Raw genomic sequence first — 16,618 nt, 5'->3', positions numbered from 1 at the left:
TGGAAGCCACCCTCGCCCAGCAGGTGGAGGTACTCGGCGACACCCACCCCGACACCCTCGCCACCCGCAACAACCTCGCCAGCGCCTATCAGACGGCGGGGGATCTGGGACGGGCCATCCCGCTGCTGGAAGCCACCCTCGCCCAACGAGTGGAGGTACTCGGCGACACCCACCCCAACACCCTCACCAGCCGCCACAACCTCGCCAGCGCCTATCAGACGGCGGGGGATCTGGGCCGGGCCATCCCGCTGATGGAAGCCACCCTCGCCCAACGAGTGGAGGTACTCGGCGACACCCACCCCAACACCCTCACCAGCCGCAACAACCTTGCATACGCCTACTACACGGCGGGGGATCTGGACCGGGCCATCCCGCTGCTGGAAGCCACCCTCGCCCAGCAGGTGGAGGTACTCGGCGACACCCACCCCGACACCCTCACCAGCCGCAACAACCTCGCATACGCCCGGGAAGCGGCTGCATCTGTACGGCAACCTCGGTGACCACCACCAACTTTTAACCTCCTTCCAACACCCCGAGTAACCTGTGTGACCGTCATCGGTTGGTTTCTGTAGAGCTACGGCACAGAGGGTTGTGAAGTCTGGTGCGCGCACCCGGGCCGCACCACAAGCGCACCAGATCGAGCGGGGAACAGCGGGGAATCACGGTGAAAGCCGCCGCCTCCGGCGAGGCAGCACCTAACTCGTTCGCCCAGGTCAGCTCCCGAACCGCCCGCAAATGCCCGCAGCTTCCCAAGCTGAGAGTGCGAGTTCGATTCTCGTCACCCGCTCCATGCGGAGCCCCCAGGCCGGCGGCCCGGGGGTTTCTTGTTGTCCGTTGTCCAGACCGGTGGGCGGGGCGTGCGCTACGGCGTCGGCCAGAAGCCTCGCGTTCGAACCTAAAGCACCTGTCGGTCGGCAAAAAGTACGTCAGACGACGTCGTGGACGTTGCACTCGATCAGGTCGGACGCATGCCGGGCAATGCTGCCGTAGCCGGCGTCGTCATGGAGGACGGTCAGACCGTGGTGGGCGGCAGTGGCTGCGATGACGAGGTCCACTGCCGAGGCACTGCGATGCTCCCCTGCCCGGGCCATACGGTGTTGCACCGCGCTGATCCAACGCCCCGCGTTCTTCGGTACCGCGACGTCGGGATAGAGGTCAGAGAACATTTCCGCGATCTCGTCGTACTCGCGGCCATGTCGGGCGCTGTACAGGAACTCGGCGCGTTGCACGAAACAGGACGCGATGGCGCCGGCATCGATCGCGTCGTACCAGGCCGATTGCAGTTTTGGATCGCGGAGCAGCCGGACCAGGCCGGATGTGTCGAGCAGGTAGATCACCGGCTGTGCTTCTCCGCCCGGTGCAGACGCTCGGCGTCCTCGACGGCACCCCACTCATGTGCACGCTCGAAGTGACGGCTTATGCGCGCCGCACGCTCCTGCTGCTCGGCGTAGAAGTTCAGAGCGAGATTGACCGCCTCTTTCTTGGTCCTGACGTGAGCCAGAGCCATGGCGCGCTCCAGGGCGTCGTCATCGATGTCGATCTGGGTCACGGACATACCGTGCCTCCCACGTGATGTTGGTGATGTACATAGAAGAATATGTGACCAACATTGCCGGGTCCACCCGTCGGCTCCGATGCGGTACCACCACGCACTCACACCTGTCGCGGCAGCCGCACCCGGGCGTACAACCTTTCGTACGGCGTGCGCGTCATGGGAACACCTGTTGTCAGATCAAGGAGTTCCGTTGCGTAGAGCAGTCACGGCGGTCGCCGTGCTCACCGCCTCCGTCGCCGTCACCCTCGCCCTGGTGACGTCGTCCGCCGCCGCGCCCTACAAGGGGGCCAACTCCGCGGCCGTGCAGGACGACTTCAACGGTGACGGCTATCGCGACCTGGCCGTCGGAGCTCCGGGGGCCGCCAGCGGCACGGTGCAGGAGGCCGGATCGGTCGTCGTGCTCTACGGCTCCGCGTCCTCGGTGAGCGCCACCCGGGGCACGGTCATCACCCAGGCGACCACGGGTGTCCCCGGCACAGCCGAGGAGTCCGACCGCTTCGGCAGGACGGTGAGCAGTGCCGACCTCGACCGGGACGGCTATGCCGACCTGCTCGTCGGCGCCCCGGGCGAGGACGTCGGCGATGTCGCGTCACGAGGCTCCGTGACCGTGGTGTGGGGCGGACCGGACGGGCTGAAGGGCGGCGCGACCATCGCCCCGCCGGCCGGGTACGGCGAGGGCAGGACCTACTGCCGGTTCGGCATGTCCATCGCCACGGGCGACATGAACGGCGACGGCGCCCCGGAGGTCGGCGTCGGCTCGGGCTGCACCCCCGCCTCCTACAGCGGCCCCTTCACTCGCACCGGTGAGGCCGCCGCCCGCTATCTGGAGTGGCGGGAGAACGCCCGTGGCGTGGTGATGGGGGACGTGAACGGCGACGGCACGGCTGAGCGCTTTTACCTGGCCGGTCCCACGGACGGTGACATCCGCGGACCGGTGACTCTCGACGCGGGTGCCCCCGACCCCGAGGACCCGTTCGTCAACCAGGGCGTCGAGCTGCCGTACGCCGACGGCCACGCGGGGCAGATCGGCGACATCGACGGCGACGGTTACGGCGACCTCGTCACCGGTATCGCGGGCGACGACTCCCACTTCAACGCCCCCACCCCCGCGGCCCACCGCGGCGGCGAGATCCAGGTCCTCCACGGGAGTGCCCAGGGCATCACCGCCGGGCAGCAGCCGGAGGTCTTCCACCAGGACACGGCGGGTGTCCCCGGCACCGCGGAGTGGGGCGACTGGTTCGGCCAGTCCCTGAGCGTCGGCGACGTCGACGCCGACGGGTACGCCGACGTCCTGGTCGGCTCCCCCGACGAGGCCGTCGGGTCGCTCGCCTCGGCAGGCACCGCTGTCCTGCTGCGCGGCTCCGCCTCCGGCCTGACGACGGCCGAGGCGGCTGGTTACACGCAGAGCACGACGGGTGTCCCCGGGGCCGCGGAGGCCGGCGACAGGTTCGGCGCGGCCGTCCACCTGGCCGACCTGGACAAGGACGGCAAGGCCGAGACGATCGTCGGCGCCCCCGACGAGAACTCCGACGGCTGCTTCTGGATCGCCCGTGGCTCGGCGTCCGGCCCCCTCCTGAACGGCTCGGTCAACCTGTGCGGCAAGGCCGCCGGCATCACCGTCCACGGAATGAAGGGCTCCTTCGGCGCCGCCCTTTCCAGCCCGCACGTGGAGAACTGACGCGGGCACGGCGTGCCTACCGGGGTCCTGGACGCCGTCCTGCAGGCGCCCAGGACCCCGAGGCCGACAAACTCCTCGGACCGGTGCCGGCTCACCGGCCCCGGTCCGGCTGGACTCGGTGCGGCTACACCCGGTCCTGAAATACGCAGCCCCATACGTGAGTGCCCGCCACCGTGCCGTCGGGGCGTATCGCCTGCAGGGTGTAGAAGTGCGTGGTGCCCCGGTCGGCGCTGGTGTCCGTGTATCTGCGGGTGTCCGGTGGCAGCAGGTCCGTGTGCAGGGGCGCGTACGTCTTCGTCGTGGGGTTCCAGCGGGTGATCCGGTAGCCCGCCGCCGTGTCGCACTCGGGTGTCCTGGTGCAGTTCCAGCCGACGGACGGGCCGTCCTCGGTGGGGCCGCCGATCACGGTTCCGTTGGCTGTGGGGCCGAGTTCCCAGTTGCGGGTGACCGGCACGGACGGCCTGACGTCCAGTTCGGTGGCCTCGACGGGGGTGACCTTCGGGTCGGTCGGGTGCAGGGCGTTGCCCCAGCGGTCCCTGGCGACGATCGCGTACACGTACGTCTCGCCGTCCGGCAGGTCGCCGCAGAGGACCGCGAGCGGGTCGCTCGTGCCCTCCCGGCAGTCCGCGGAGCCGAGCCACTTGATCGTGCCGTCGGTCTGCCGGACTCCGGTCCATCCGTCGTAGTGCTCGACATCGTCCTCGGTCGGGGCCGCCCAGCTCAGCAGGATGCCGTCGGCGCGCGGGGTGGCCCGCACGCCGGTGACCGGGCCGGGCGCGACGCGGTCACCGGTGCGGACGACGTGCGGGGCGGACAGCGCCGACTCGTTGCCGGCCGGGTCGACCGCCGCGACGGCGTACGTCACGTACGTGCCCGCGGGCATGTCCACGTCCTCGCAGATGCCGCCGGAGTTGGTCTCGTCGCTGTCCTCGGTGCAGGTCACGCGGGTGCGCGTGGCCGGGTCGAGGGTCTTGCCGGGCGAGCGGTAGACGCGGTACGTCCCGCCGTTGGAGAAGTCCTCGTCGAAGCCGTCGGGCTGCTTCCAGTACACCTCGGTGTGTCCGACGCGGGCGATGGCGGCGAGGGAGAAAGGAGACTTCGGCGGGGTGCGGTCGACGCCGTCGCCGGTGACGGTGGTGTACGGCGACGGGTTGCCGAGCGCGTCGAGCGCGCGGACCCGGTAGTGACGGGCGGTGTTCTCGGGCGCGCTGGTGCGGTACGTCGTCGTGGTCGTCGTGCCCAGCAGTTCGAAGGGGCCGGTGGCCGTGGAGGCGGCCTGTATCTCGTACGTCGCGGCGTCGGGCGCCCCCTGCCAGGCCAGGGTGGCCCACCACGCGTCAGTGGTGACCGTGAGACGGGACGGCGCCGCGGGGCCCGTACGGTCCACGCTCGCGACGGTGACGTCGGAACTGCCGGTCGACTCGCGGCCCGCCTTGTCGACGGCGCGGACCTCGTACAGGAAGGTCTGGCCCGTGGCCGGTGTCGCGTCCACGAAGGACAGGGAGGTGACCGGCGCCGTGCCGCTGACCTTCGCCCACGGGGCGGTGCCCAGCCGCCGGTACACGCGGTAACCGGCGAGGTCCATCTCGTTGTTCGCGTTCCAGCGCAGGATGGCCTTCGTGGTGTCCTGGTTGTAGTTGCCCCTGAAGTCGGCCGGGGCGAGCGGTTTGACCGTGTCGACCGCGGCCGTCGTGCGCGGGGCGTACGTGAACGCGGCCTGGGCGACGCCCGTCCAGGCGACGTAGTCCACGCGGAGGGTGTGCTTGCCTGCCGGAATGGTCAGGTCGACGGTCTTGCGGGCGGTGGTGGAGACGTTCTTCCACAGGTTGATCTTCCGTACGCCGTCGACGTAGACGCGCATGCCGTCCTGTGTGGCGGCGGAGAGCCGGAAGGGGCCGCCGGAGCCGAAGTCCCTTGTGAGGGACCAGCGGACGGAGAAGTTGTCCTTGGGCAGCGTGACGCCGGGCGGGTCGCCGCGTCCGTAGTTCTCCGCGACGGCGGAGTCGCACGCGGTCAGCTTCGGGGTGCCGCTGAAGGCGGAGTTGCCGAAGTACTGCGCCTTCCAGAGGGGAGAGGCGCAGGTGACGGCCGCGGAGGCGGGGGCGGCGGTGAGCAGACCGCCGACGGTGACGAGGGAGGCCGTGGCGGCCACCGCGGTCAGCCGGGTACGAGTGAGCACGGGGAGTAGGGCCCTTTCCGGACCGTAGGAAAGCACAGTGGCGAATGACGCCTGTGTGACCTGTGTGACCTTTGAGGTGGGGGCAAGGTTGCCCACGCCGCCTCCCCTTTTGCGGCTCAGCCCCGACAGGCTTCGCACGTGCCCGGAACTGTGGCTTCCGTCACAGCCAATGTGATCTTGGCCTGGTGAGATCACCGGATGCTCGGTTTCCTCATCCGTCTCCTGCCGTTCTGGGTCCGTGAGCCCCTGCTCATCGTGCTCGGTTCTGTGTTCGGCGTACGGATCATGTATCTCGCCGTCCACGACCACGACTGGGCCGCGGCGGGTATCGGCACGGCGTTTCTCGTGATCGCGGCGGTCAGTGTCCACAGGGTGGTCCGGGCCCTGCGGGCGCGGCGGAATCCGAGCCCCGCCCCCTCCGCGGATGGGGAGGGGGCGGGGGCGGGGGATGCTCAGCCCCCAGCCGTCGCCCGGTCGCTTCCCGGCCCGGCCGCGCCGGAGAAGGAGCCCAACGCGTGGGGGCAGGCCGCTGCCGCCGTGGCCGTGTTCGGGGTGATCGCGGTCGTGCTGTGGGCGGCCCCGCGCTACCTGCCGTCCACCGACAACTCCCCGCAGCCACCCTCCTGTTCGGACGGGTCGTCGCACGAGGAGCTTCCGAAGGTCTACAAGGAGTCGCCCCGGCCGGTGACCGGTCAGGAACTGTGCGAGGCGCTCAACCGGCCGGACCTGGCCGAACTGCTCGGCACGCCGGGAGAGATCGCGACCTCCGTTTCCCGCACCAACAACACCGCTCCCCTGACGGACGAGAAGGTCGCCGCACCGGAGGCGGCGGTCACGTTCGACACGTACACCGTGAACTTCTCCGTCACGTACAACAAGCTGTCGATCGACCAGTACGTGAAGCTGATGAAGTTCGGGGACGAGACGGACGTCCGGACGCTCACGGTCCTCGGTCGGCCCGCGGTCCTCTCCTCGGACCACACCATGCGGTTCGAGATCGACCTCGGAGGCAGCGCATCCGGCGGGCCGGTCGAGGAGGGGCCCCTGGCCAGGTCGGTGACCGTGGCGCTGGACCGCGACGACCGGGGCGGCTACTGCGACATCAGCGTATGGAGCACGTCCGGCACCCTCCCGACCGACAGCGTTCTCCTCGACATCGTGGAGAGGGTCCTCCCGAAGATCCCCGAACGGTCCTGACACTGAGGCGACGCCGACGCCGACGGGGAGGACCACCCGGCGCACCTGCCCCAACTCCACCTTCTGCGGATCCAGTTGTCCGCGTACCTCGTCGGGATTGTCCTTGATCCGTAACGAGGGCGTTCGGACGGCTTCGCTGCTCGTACTGTTCTGGATGTCGCCGGGTGACCGGGGAGTTGGTGGGTAACTTCGGGGGAGCGGGGCCGATATGGCGCGGCACAGTGGTGGACGCGGCTGGTACAGCAAGGTGATCGGCGCGGCGCTCGGGGTGGCCCTGGCCGCCACCGGTGCCTCGATATGGACCGCGCAGGCCGGTGTCGTGGGCGGTTCGTCGAAGCCCGCCGCGTCGGAGACCGCCGTCAAGCCGGTCGCGGAGACCATCGTGCACGCCTCCGACAAGGGCCCGCGCGGAGTCAACATCACCATCGACGACGGCCCCGACCCCGTCTGGACCCCGCAGATGCTCGACGTGCTGCGGGAGAACGGGGTGAAGGCCACCTTCTGCATGGTGGGTACGCAGGCCGAGGCCCACCCCGATCTGGTGAAGAAGGTCGTCGCGGCCGGCCACCGGCTCTGCGACCACTCGGTGTCGCACGACACCACGATGGACAAGCAGTCCCAGGCCTACCAGAAGCAGCAGATCCTCGACGCCGAGCGCATGATCACCAAGGCGTCCGGGGGCGTACGGCCGATGTACTACCGGGCGCCGGGCGGTGCGTTCACCCCGTACAGCCGCAAGCTCGCCGCCTCCCACGGGATGCGTCCGCTGGGCTGGAACGTGGACACCAAGGACTTCGAGGGTCCGAGCGCGGCCACCATGGTCGAAACCGTCGAGCAGGAACTCCCCGACGGGCCGACGATCCTCTTCCACGACGCGGGCGGCGACCGCTCCCAGACCGTCGAGGCCCTGCGCCAGATCCTCCCCCAGCTCAAGGCTGAGGGCCACACCTTCGGGTTCCCTGTGCATTGATCACCCGTGAGCCACTTACCCGTGAGCTGATCACTTGTGTGCTGACCGTTCCCCTTGGCGGGCCGTAGGCCGCCAAGGGGAGTGACCTCAGTGCACGTCCACGTAGTCGCCCGTCGCGTTGGCCGCGGCCGTCGTCGACGTGGCGGTGGAGCTGTAGCGCCAGTAGCCGTCCGTGGACGCCTTCACCGTGGTCTTCAGGTTTCCGGAGCTGTCCGTGGTGACCGTCTTCACGGTCGTGTACGCGGACGTCCCCTTCTTGCGGAACTGCAGTTTCACCTTCTGGGCCGTGTAGGCGTGGTAGCCGCCGCGCGTCTCCCAGTCCACGCGGGTCAGCTTGCCCGTGACGGTCAGCGTCTTGCCCTTGGTCACCGGTTCGGGAGCCGCGTTGGCCGTCAGCTTCGCGTCACGCAGGACGGGGACCGTCCTGGCCGCGTGTGCGTCGACATGGCCTTTGCCGTCCGCCGACTCCGCCCACGCCGCCAGCTTCCACGTACCGGCGAGTGAGTTGCGCCCGAGCGTCAGGCGCGGCTGGATGTAGGCGAACTGCGTCTCGCAGGTGGACGTCGTCGCGTCGGCCTTCGTGCAGGTCGCGGCCCAGGTGCCGTGGAGGACGGCGTCGGGGGTGTCGTACGAGCCCTTGTACAGGTACATGTCCCCGCTCGCGATCCCCGACGGGTCGGTGGCGGTGAACTTCGCCGTGAACTCCTGCAGCGGCTGGTCGGTCAGCTCGACCGCCTTGCCCCCGTTCACCACGACGTTCGAGACGCGGGTCGCGCCCACCGTCTCGTCGCCCTGCGGGGCCGGGCCCGCGAACGCCCGCGTGATGGTCCGGCGCAGGACACCGCCCTGGTCGTCGGCGGCGGTGACGCGCAGCGAGACGAAGGAGGCCGTCGCGGGGACGTCGACCGTCGCCGAGCCGTCCGCCGCGAGCGCCGTGTCCGTCCAGGTCGCGCCGTCGTCCGTGGAGAAGGCGAGCCCGGTGACGCGGGTGTTCGCCTCCGTCGCGTCCGTGTCGCGGGTCGTCGCGCTCGTGTCGACCTGTACGGGTCCGGCGCTCACGCGGCTGAGACCGTCCAGCCCGGCCACCTTCACCTCGGTGTCGATGAGCGGGAGTTCACCGCCGGCCGTGTGGTTCGAGCGGAACGTCCACTCGCTGCGCACGTCCGTCGACAGCCGGGTGTACGGGGCTTTGCGGTGCGCCGTCTGGTCGAGGGTGTACGTCTTCTGCTGCGAGGGCAGCGCGGCGGAGGTCAGCGTGGCATAGGCGTCGAGGCCCTCGGCCCGGGCGTAGGTGACACCGTCGGAGGAGCTGAGCCTGTACGCGTACGTCGCGCGGCCGTCGGTGCCCCGGTGGCCGGCCGTGTCACCGAAGGTGTGCGGCTCGTACAGCCAGATCTTGCCGGAGTTGCGCTGCGAGCCGCCCCATTCGCGGCGGACCGGTTGCGCGGGGGCCCCGCCCACGGTCTCGCCCGCGCCCGCCCCGGCGGGCAGCGTGCGGTCCGGGAGGTCGAGGGTCGTCCCGTCGCCGCCGTAGGAGAACAGGCGGCTGTAGGTGATGCCCGGAGTGGCGTACTCGGTGACCGAACCGGCGACGGGCACCGCGGAGCCGATGTAGACGCCCGTCCACTCACCGAAGGACGGCACGCTCTGCAGGAAGGCGGTCGTCCGCGTGCCCGGGGCGGCCACCTTCGTGACGGTCCTCGCCAGGGAGGACGCGGCGACCGTCTTGACCGGCGAGGCGGGCGCGGTGCCGTTGAAACTGTGCGTGAGGTCGTAGCGGTAGGGGCTCGGCACGCTCGCCGACGCGCCCTTCTTGCCCAGCACCTCGTGCAGACGCAGCGAGACACCGCTCCGCGTGAACGGGGTGACGTACACCTTGTCGGCCCCCGAGCCCGCGAAGCCCGCGAGGTCGCCGCCCGGGACGCTGATCCACACGGCGGACGCCTCACGCGTGGCCGTGGTGTCGTCGGTGCGGATCGCGGTCTCCTTGGCCGCACGCTGGTCGAAGCTGACCGTCTTCGCCGCCGAACCGACCGTGAAACTGCTGGTGAGCAGGTAGCTCGGCTCCTGCCATTCGTTGTGCAGCGCGACCGAGAAGTAGTCGCCCGGCGGCAGCTTCACGGTCGCCGAGGCGCCGGAGCCGTCGCTGGGAACGGCGTACGACGTCCAGGTCTCGCGGTCCCAGACGTAGAACTGCTTGGACCGTACGTCGGCGTTCGTGATGCGCAGCTTGACCGCGTACGACGCCGCGGCCGCCTTCGCCGTCGTGGTGACACCGGTCGAGGTGACACCGGTCGAGCTGGCACGCCGGGCGCCACCGGTTTCCGTCGGCAGCGGAAGCGTCGCGGTCGTACCGTCGGACGCCGGCTTCCCGGTCGGCCGCACGGACACCGTGCCGTTCAGTGACGCCACCGAGTAGCGGGCTCCCCGGGCGTCGCCCCGCGCGTCCGCCGTCACCCTGACGTCGCGTCCGTCGACGAGTTCGACGCGGCCGTCGTCGCCCAGCTCGGCGCTCTGTCCGGTGCTCTGCCCGGCGGCCCGCCCGGTGCGGAGTTCAGCGCCCTTGCCCTCGTCCTCCGCCGTCGAGACCACTCCCACCGTGGCCCGCCCGTTGTCGGACGCGGAAGCCACAGCTGAAGGCGTCGCCGCGAGCGTCGGCGTGGGCGCGGTCAGCGCCGCGGCGGTCAGCGCCGCCCCGCACAGCCCCGCCGCCGTGTGTCTTCGAAACCGCCGCGCGTGAAAAACGGACATCAATTGTCCCCCTGATGTACCCACTTGACCGTCCCCTGGGACCGTCCCCGGCACAGCTGTCACGGGCGACGGTCAGCACACTCTAGATGGTGGTGTGCGGGCGTTCCGTCCGGCGTTCCAGGCAGGTCAAGTTTCCGCAGGTCAGAGCCCGTTTGAGCATTCCAGCGTCCCGTAATTCCCGCAGGAGTGGCGGCTGGGACGGAGGGCGGCACAAGGTGGGGCCATCCACCCGATGTTCAGAGAGAGCAGTCCACTCATGCGTAAGAGCACGCGTTCCTTCTCCCGTACCGCCGCCTCCTCCCTCGCCGTCGCCGCCCTCGCGCTCGTCGGGTTCCAGGCCACCGGGCAGACCGCCTCCGCCGCTTCCACCACCGCGACCGCCAAGGCGTCCTCGATCGCCACCTGCACGACGGCGAACACCAAGGTGACCGTGAGCACGGTGTCCCGGCCGATCAACCACCTGCTGCTGAAGGCCACCAACACGGGCAGCAAGCCCTGCTACGCCTACAGCGCCCCCTTCCTGCGGGCCGGTGCCGACGCCCAGGCCCCGCTGCAGTGGGTCGAGGACAGCACTCCGCAGTCCGTGCTGATGCTGGAGCCCGGCCAGTCCGCGTACGCCGGCATCCTGACGTACTCCCCCGACGGCGAGGGCGGCAGCCTGGCGAAGAACCTCGGTGTGCTGTTCACCGACAGGAACGGCGGCGCGACCGCCACGGAGAAGAGCCTGAAGCTGCCGGGCAGCGGTGTCTTCTTCAACAGCGCCGCCGCCGTCACGTACTGGCAGGACAACGCGGCGGACGCCCTCGTCTGGTAGCCCGGGGCTCCCGCGATCCGCCGCGATCGCCGTGATCGCCGTGATCATGTCACCGGTCGGTGACAGCGCTGTCCTGGAACGACGGCGGCGGGATCCCCTCGCCGCCCAGCCCCCTCATAGTGATCAAGCGAGTACCGCCGAGGCCGATGTGCATCGGTCTCGGCGGTGTCTCAACTCCGACCCACACAAAGGAACTTCATGTCTGGCAACCGTCGCAGGGCCTTCCTCGTCTCCGCCGTCGTCGCGGGCAGCGCCCTGCTGATGACCGCGTGCCAGGACACGGACGGCGGCAAGGACAAGGACACCGGTGCCGCCGGGAGTTCCTCCTCCGCCGGTGCGGCCGACGACGCGGCCACCCCGTCCGGCTCGTCGGGCGCGGGCGGCGACCAGGCCGCGGACAAGTCGAAGGGCTCCGACGCGAGCAAGGGGTCCGGGAACACGGACGGCTCCGGCGTCGACACCGGTGACGGTACGCGGGAGAAGGTCGAACAGGGCTGCGGCGCCAACGACATCACCTGGTCCACCAGGTCCGAGAGCCAGGCCGGCGGATACGTCCTGATCATCGCGAAGGCCAAGTCGGGGATCACCTGCTGGCTGCCCGCCGAGCTGCCGACCGTGGCGTTCGGGTCCGACGGCACCGAGGCGGGGCCCGCCGAGCAGAGCGTCGGCGAGCAGATCAAGCTGACCGGGAACGTCACCGCGTACGCGGGCGTGAACCCGAAGACCACCAACTCGGACGGTGGCAAGGAGCTGGAGAGCATCATCGTCGGCGTCGGCAACGACGACCCGAACCCGGTGAGCCTGCCGGTCGACACCATCACCGTCGACAAGCCGATCGTCACCAACTGGCACACCTCCCCCACGGAGGCCGTTCCCTTCAGCTGACCGGACCGCGCGGACCACGTGCTGAGTCGATGTGCCGTCGCGGCCCGTTCTTCAAGGATGTGCAGGACGTACTCGACCCAGGAGTCTGTGATGAGCACCAAGACGGGACCCCAGCGATACCCCTCCGCGAGCCGGGCCAACTGGTACCAGGACGACTTCGGCGGTGACCCGATGCAGGTCAACGTCGTCGTCCTGCACACCACGGAGGGTTCCACCCTGCCCGGTTACGGCGGCGGCTCCTCCGCGCCGAACCTGACCGCGGTCCCCGACCTCGCGGCCAGGAAGCTGAAGTGGTACCAGCACTTCGACATCGAGACCTCCTCCCGCGCTCTGGTCAATCTGTCCGGCGGCGTCGAGACGAACACCCTGAACGTGTGCCAGGTCGAACTGGTCGGCACCTGCGACCCGAAGACGCACACGAAGTGGAAGGCGGCGGGCCGGGCGCACATCTACTGGCCGGACGCGCCGGACTGGGCGCTGCAGGCGGTCGCCCGCTTCCTTTCGTGGATGCACGAGGAGCACGGCGTACCGCTGTCCGGCCCGAAGGCGTGGCCCGCGTACCCCACGTCGTACGCGAACGGCGGCGGTCAGCGGATGTCGGGTGCGAAGTGGAAGGCCTTCAAGGGCGTCTGCGGGCACATGCACGTGCCGGAGAACGTCCACGGCGACCCCGGCGCGATCGACTTCGCCAGGATCCTCAAGTACGCGAAGGCCGACCTGGACGTGGACGACGACACCCCGGGGACGACCACACCCGCCGTCCCCGCCTTCCCCGGCCGCAAGTACTTCGTGGCCGGGGCGTCGAACGCGTACGTGCTGCAGCTCGGCAAGCAGCTGGTGAAGCGCGGCTTCGGTGACCACTACAAGGTCGGCCCGAGCAGGAACTGGGGCGAGGCGGACCGGCTGAACGTGCGCGACTTCCAGAAGTCGCGCAAGGAACTGCGCGGCGACGCCGACGGCGTCCCCGGCCCCCTGACCTGGCGCCTGCTGTTCTCCTGAACAGCCGCCAGGTGGCCGGGCGTGCCGCCTAGTGGACGGGTGGGACGGGTGTGCCCCCGGGACGGATCAGGCCCGTCTCGTACGCCAGGATCGTCGCCTGCACCCGGTCCCGTAGGCCCAGTTTGGTGAGCAGGGCGTTGACATGCGTCTTCACGGTTCCGGTGGTCACGCCGAGCGCGTCCGCGATCTCCGCGTTGGCCAGGCCCGCGGCGATGTGAAGCAGTACTTCCCGTTCGCGCGGGGTGAGTTGTCCGAGTGCCCCCGTCACGGCGGGCGGCGGGGGCGCGCCCTGCGCGAAGGTGTCGATCAGCCGGCGGGTGACGGCCGGGGCGAGGATCCCCTCGCCGGAGGCGACCACGCGCAGGGCGGACAGGAGCTCCTCGGGCTGGGCGTCCTTGAGGAGGAACCCCGAGGCTCCGGCCCGCAGTGCCTCGTACACGTACGCGTCGAGGTCGAAGGTGGTGAGGACCAGGACGCGGGGTCCGGGCCTGAGCGCGGTGATGAACCGGGTCGCGGTCAGGCCGTCCATGCCGGGCATCCGGATGTCCATCAGGACCAGGTCGGGGGCCTCACGGGTGGCCAGCTCCACGGCGGTCGCGCCGTCCCCGGCCTCCCCGACCACGGTCAGATCGGGTTCGGCGTCGACGATGGCGGCGAACCCGGCGCGGACCACCGCCTGGTCGTCGACGACCATCACACGTGTGGCGACGGGGACACCTCCTGGAACGGGACCGGATCCGGGTCCGGACCGGGTCCGGCCGCCGACGCACCGGGGCCGGCCGCCGACGGCAGCAACACCCGTACCGTACCGGCAGGTTCGAGGGCGATGCAGGCCCCGGCGGCGGTGGCGTGCGCGCGCAGGCGGTCCGCGGCCGGGCCGTGCACCGCCAGGCGTACGCCGGTGACCGTGAGGTGGAGTGCTCCGCGGCGCCGCCGCAGGCGTACCCGGGCGGGCCCCCGGTCACCGGCGCCGAGTGCCGCCTCCACCAGCCGGTACGACGTCAGCGCCACCGGCTCCGGCAGCCCGGCGGCGGCTCCGGGGAGCCCGCGCACGGTCACCTTCCGTCCGGCGGGGCCCATCGGACGGCACAGCGCGTCGAGGGCGAGGGCCAAGTCGAAAGCGGGCGCGGGAGTCTGCTGCCGAGCCGGTCCGGGCAGTCCGCCGTTCATCCCTGGCGGTCCGTCGTTCATCGCCGGCAGTCCGCCGTTCATCTCGTGGAGCAGGTCCCGCATGGCCTTGAGCGTGGCGCGGGCCTCGGTGGCCACCGCGTCCAGCTCTCCCCGGCGGGCGAGTTCGACGAGCGCCGAGGTGCGGTCGAGCACCGCGTCCCGCAGTCGTGCCGCCAGCAGGTGCCGCTCGGCGCCCGCCGCGTGCTGCGCCTCCCACCGGGAGACGCTGAGCGCGAGGTCGTCGCGGGCCACGGCGCGCAGCCGCCGGCCGCGGACGATCAGCCCGGTCCCCCACACCAGGAGGAACAGCAGACACAGCAGTGTCCCCAGCGGCACGACGACCACCATCACCAGGAGCATGGACGGGGTCTGCCCGGCCATCGCGCCGTCGGCGGTGGCCGTCACGGTCAGCGCGGTGGCACCCGCTCCCGCGGCCGTCAGCGGCGCGGGCCAGGTGGACGCGGCGCCACGGCCATAGGCTGCCAGGGCGTACACGGCCAGCGTCTCGGCCAGCAGGCCGCCCGCCAGGAAGGGGGACACCTGTCCCGACAGGTGGGCCGTCGTACGGGCCACCGGCCACAGCCACGACGAGGCCAGCACCGCGGCGAGGACCGCCCAGGGCGCCCGGCGCCGCCACAGCAGCGGCAGCGCGTGCAGGGTGAGCAGCGCGGCCACCACGCCGATGTCCCGGAGGACGGTGGTGCCGTCGTGGTGTTTCCAGTCCTCCGCGTCCGCCAGCAGCACGATCAGGGGGAACACGGCCGCGGAGAAGACGAGCGCGAGGTCCGCCAGCCTCTGCTCACGCGGGAAGTCGCGCCGCCGGGGGCGTACGCCGGGCTGCCGGGGTCCCGTGGTGTCGGGCAGCGTGGCCCGCACGCGCCAGCCCCCGTCGGGCCCGGGGCCCGCGGTCAGCTCCCCGCCGAGGGCCACCGCGCGCTCGCGCATGCCCGTGACCCCCCTGCCCGATCCCAGGCCCCCGAAGTCGGCCGTGCCGCGCGCGGCGGTGTTGTCCACGGTCAGCTCCAGCGTGCCGTCCGCCACACCGCCCGCTGCCCCGTCCGCTGTCCCGTCCACCCGCCGTACGGCGACCCGTACGGCCGAACCGGGCGCGTGGCGCAGGGCGTTGGTGAGGGCCTCGCGCACGATGCCGTGCACCGCCTCGGCGGCGGGTCCGGCAAGGTCGCCGGGCAGGTCGATCGCGATGGGGCGGCCCAGGCGGCCGAATCCGGAGACGAGGTCCTGGATGCGGCCGGTCATCGGGTGGGCGTCGGCGGGGTCCGCGTCCCGCATCACCGCGACCAGCCGCTGGATCGCCGCCAGGGTCTCGCGCCCGGTCCGTTCGGCGAACTCCAGCGCCTCGGCGACGAGTTCGGGTCTGCGGTCGCCGAGTCTGCGGGCCACGTCCACGGTGACCACGACCGAGGTCAGGTGGTGCGCGCTGACGTCGTGCAACTCCCGGGCGAGTCTGCCGCGTTCGGTCTCCCCGGCCCGTTGCCTGCTCTCCTCCGCGCCGGCCAGCAGGCGGGCCGCCGACTGCCGCCCGGCCACCCGCTGCCGCCGTGCCAGCCCGAGGCCCACGCAGACGACGTACGTGGCTGCCTGCACCGTCAGCTGGGTGGCGAGCGCGGGGTGGAATCCGACGCGTACGACGGCCGGCAGCCAGGACGAGCCGACGGCCGCGGCCAGGGCTCCCGCGGTGACCGCGGTGGGACGGCGGACCGCGACGGAGTAGAGGGCGACCGGCAGACCGAGGTCGGTGTACGCGTCGTACTCCATGGCCTGGCCCAGGACCGACGTCGCGAGGACCCACACCAGGGCCCGTACGGGCGCGCGTCGGCGCATGCTCAGCGCGACCGTCTCCACCGCGACCGCGACGAGCACGCCGACGGCACCGGCCGGGCCCGGTGCGGGGGCGTCCAGCAGACCGGCCTCGTCCCCGATGCACAGCAGCATCACCTGGACGGCGGCGAGCAGCCCCGGAAGCGCCCAGTTCCGTGTGGTCTCCATGTCAGGTCGTCTCCATGTCGGGCACGAGCGTAGGCCCAGCCGGTTTCTCCACCCTTCGGTAGAGGCCCCGGTCGTCCGCCACGCCGACGACTCCCCGCCCGGCCGACGGAATGCTTACGGGCATGGACATCACCGTGCTCACCGTCGTACTCGGCGCCGTCGTGGTCGTCGCGGCCGCGTTCCTCATCGCCTCCAACGAACCCCCGCTGTGGCTCTACGCGGTCGGCTGCGCGGGCTCCTGGCCGCTGAGCCACGTGCTGCTCGACGGGCCCGGTCGCACCGCCGGCCTCGGGGACGGTTCCGTCGGCGCGTGGGCCGTGCGGCTCGCCGTCACCACCACCGTCACGGCCCTGCTGAGCTTCTTCGTCGACAAGGACCGCCGGACCGCGGACACCGTCTGACGCCCGGTCCCC

The 16,618-nt window shown here is 71.1% G+C and carries 15 protein-coding genes; 8 read left to right on the top strand and 7 right to left on the bottom strand.

The window, feature by feature from the left end:
- Positions 1 to 500, top strand: a 500-nt coding sequence (locus C6Y14_RS19485; RefSeq protein ID WP_159074274.1) for a tetratricopeptide repeat protein, incomplete at its 5' end; no start/stop codon positions are given.
- A gap of 426 nt (positions 501 to 926) precedes the next feature.
- Here the strand turns inward: C6Y14_RS19485 and C6Y14_RS19480 are convergent.
- Positions 927 to 1,337 carry a PIN domain-containing protein gene (locus C6Y14_RS19480; RefSeq protein WP_107018002.1) on the bottom strand — a complete coding sequence of 137 codons (411 nt, stop codon included), beginning with the start codon at positions 1,335 to 1,337 and terminating at the stop codon, positions 927 to 929.
- Positions 1,334 to 1,555: a type II toxin-antitoxin system VapB family antitoxin gene (locus tag C6Y14_RS19475; protein WP_199854781.1), complete on the bottom strand. Its 222-nt coding sequence runs from the start codon at positions 1,553 to 1,555 to the stop codon at positions 1,334 to 1,336. The genes C6Y14_RS19480 and C6Y14_RS19475 overlap by 4 nt, the downstream gene beginning before the upstream one ends.
- Positions 1,556 to 1,745: 190 nt before the next feature.
- On the opposite strand from C6Y14_RS19475, the gene C6Y14_RS19470 reads away from it, so the two are divergent.
- Positions 1,746 to 3,233 carry an FG-GAP-like repeat-containing protein gene (locus C6Y14_RS19470; protein ID WP_225891162.1) on the top strand — a complete coding sequence of 496 codons (1,488 nt, stop codon included), beginning with the start codon at positions 1,746 to 1,748 and terminating at the stop codon, positions 3,231 to 3,233.
- Positions 3,234 to 3,357: 124 nt separating this feature from the next.
- On the opposite strand, the gene C6Y14_RS19465 is transcribed toward C6Y14_RS19470, so the two are convergent.
- Positions 3,358 to 5,412: a PA14 domain-containing protein gene (locus tag C6Y14_RS19465; protein WP_159074273.1), complete on the bottom strand. Its 2,055-nt coding sequence runs from the start codon at positions 5,410 to 5,412 to the stop codon at positions 3,358 to 3,360.
- Between the two features lie 198 nt (positions 5,413 to 5,610).
- On the opposite strand from C6Y14_RS19465, the gene C6Y14_RS19460 reads away from it, so the two are divergent.
- A complete protein-coding gene (locus tag C6Y14_RS19460; protein ID WP_107018225.1) occupies positions 5,611 to 6,609 on the top strand; it encodes a DUF6215 domain-containing protein in 999 nt (332 codons plus the stop codon).
- A gap of 208 nt (positions 6,610 to 6,817) precedes the next feature.
- Positions 6,818 to 7,579 (top strand): polysaccharide deacetylase family protein, encoded by a 762-nt coding sequence (locus C6Y14_RS19455; RefSeq protein ID WP_107017999.1) that lies wholly within the window; start codon positions 6,818 to 6,820, stop codon positions 7,577 to 7,579.
- Positions 7,580 to 7,666: 87 nt separating this feature from the next.
- On the opposite strand, the gene C6Y14_RS45070 is transcribed toward C6Y14_RS19455, so the two are convergent.
- The gene (locus tag C6Y14_RS45070; protein ID WP_225891161.1) at positions 7,667 to 10,330 is read right to left on the bottom strand and encodes a hypothetical protein; all 2,664 of its coding nucleotides are present in this window, start codon (positions 10,328 to 10,330) and stop codon (positions 7,667 to 7,669) included.
- A 256-nt stretch (positions 10,331 to 10,586) separates the two neighbouring features.
- On the opposite strand from C6Y14_RS45070, the gene C6Y14_RS19445 reads away from it, so the two are divergent.
- From C6Y14_RS19445 to C6Y14_RS19435, 3 genes are all read left to right on the top strand, one after another.
- Positions 10,587 to 11,144, top strand: a complete 558-nt coding sequence (locus tag C6Y14_RS19445) for a DUF4232 domain-containing protein (protein ID WP_107017998.1) — start codon at positions 10,587 to 10,589, stop codon at positions 11,142 to 11,144.
- Between the two features lie 198 nt (positions 11,145 to 11,342).
- On the top strand, positions 11,343 to 12,029 hold the full coding sequence (locus C6Y14_RS19440; RefSeq protein ID WP_107017997.1) for a DUF4232 domain-containing protein: 687 nt from the start codon (positions 11,343 to 11,345) through the stop codon (positions 12,027 to 12,029).
- Positions 12,030 to 12,119: 90 nt separating this feature from the next.
- On the top strand, positions 12,120 to 13,028 hold the full coding sequence (locus tag C6Y14_RS19435; RefSeq protein WP_107017996.1) for a peptidoglycan-binding protein: 909 nt from the start codon (positions 12,120 to 12,122) through the stop codon (positions 13,026 to 13,028).
- Positions 13,029 to 13,056: 28 nt separating this feature from the next.
- Here the strand turns inward: C6Y14_RS19435 and C6Y14_RS19430 are convergent, their stop codons facing one another.
- Genes C6Y14_RS19430 through C6Y14_RS45525 form a run of 3 tightly spaced genes read right to left on the bottom strand, consistent with a single transcriptional unit; the run spans position 13,057 to position 16,329 of the window.
- Positions 13,057 to 13,722, bottom strand: coding sequence for a response regulator (locus C6Y14_RS19430; RefSeq protein ID WP_107017995.1), 666 nt, complete (start codon positions 13,720 to 13,722; stop codon positions 13,057 to 13,059).
- Positions 13,722 to 16,205 (bottom strand): sensor histidine kinase, encoded by a 2,484-nt coding sequence (locus tag C6Y14_RS19425; protein ID WP_107017994.1) that lies wholly within the window; start codon positions 16,203 to 16,205, stop codon positions 13,722 to 13,724. Before C6Y14_RS19425 ends, C6Y14_RS19430 begins: the two co-directional genes overlap by 1 nt.
- Before the next feature lies 1 nt (position 16,206).
- Positions 16,207 to 16,329 carry a hypothetical protein gene (locus C6Y14_RS45525; RefSeq protein ID WP_263973078.1) on the bottom strand — a complete coding sequence of 41 codons (123 nt, stop codon included), beginning with the start codon at positions 16,327 to 16,329 and terminating at the stop codon, positions 16,207 to 16,209.
- On the opposite strand from C6Y14_RS45525, the gene C6Y14_RS19420 reads away from it, so the two are divergent.
- On the top strand, positions 16,328 to 16,606 hold the full coding sequence (locus tag C6Y14_RS19420) for a hypothetical protein (protein WP_225891160.1): 279 nt from the start codon (positions 16,328 to 16,330) through the stop codon (positions 16,604 to 16,606). The genes C6Y14_RS45525 and C6Y14_RS19420 overlap by 2 nt on opposite strands.
- The last annotated feature ends 12 nt before the right edge of the window (positions 16,607 to 16,618 follow it).

It is taken from the genome of Streptomyces dioscori, from assembly GCF_003024195.1.
GTDB lineage: Bacteria > Actinomycetota > Actinomycetes > Streptomycetales > Streptomycetaceae > Streptomyces > Streptomyces dioscori.
Note: the sequence above shows the minus strand (reverse complement) of the source record. Positions and strands in the feature narration are given on the sequence as shown.

Excerpts from the sequence above, each read along its gene's own strand:
- C6Y14_RS19475 (WP_199854781.1), bottom strand. The coding sequence starts at position 1,555 with ATGTCCGTGACCCAGATCGACATCGATGACGACGCCCTGGAGCGCGCC.
- C6Y14_RS19460 (WP_107018225.1), top strand. The coding sequence starts at position 5,611 with ATGCTCGGTTTCCTCATCCGTCTCCTGCCGTTCTGGGTCCGTGAGCCC.
- C6Y14_RS19455 (WP_107017999.1), top strand. The coding sequence starts at position 6,818 with ATGGCGCGGCACAGTGGTGGACGCGGCTGGTACAGCAAGGTGATCGGC.
- C6Y14_RS45070 (WP_225891161.1), bottom strand. The coding sequence starts at position 10,330 with ATGTCCGTTTTTCACGCGCGGCGGTTTCGAAGACACACGGCGGCGGGG.
- C6Y14_RS19445 (WP_107017998.1), top strand. The coding sequence starts at position 10,587 with ATGCGTAAGAGCACGCGTTCCTTCTCCCGTACCGCCGCCTCCTCCCTC.
- C6Y14_RS19440 (WP_107017997.1), top strand. The coding sequence starts at position 11,343 with ATGTCTGGCAACCGTCGCAGGGCCTTCCTCGTCTCCGCCGTCGTCGCG.
- C6Y14_RS19435 (WP_107017996.1), top strand. The coding sequence starts at position 12,120 with ATGAGCACCAAGACGGGACCCCAGCGATACCCCTCCGCGAGCCGGGCC.
- C6Y14_RS19430 (WP_107017995.1), bottom strand. The coding sequence starts at position 13,722 with ATGGTCGTCGACGACCAGGCGGTGGTCCGCGCCGGGTTCGCCGCCATC.
- C6Y14_RS19425 (WP_107017994.1), bottom strand. The coding sequence starts at position 16,205 with ATGGAGACCACACGGAACTGGGCGCTTCCGGGGCTGCTCGCCGCCGTC.
- C6Y14_RS19420 (WP_225891160.1), top strand. The coding sequence starts at position 16,328 with ATGGACATCACCGTGCTCACCGTCGTACTCGGCGCCGTCGTGGTCGTC.
- C6Y14_RS45525 (WP_263973078.1), bottom strand. The coding sequence starts at position 16,329 with ATGCCCGTAAGCATTCCGTCGGCCGGGCGGGGAGTCGTCGGCGTGGCG.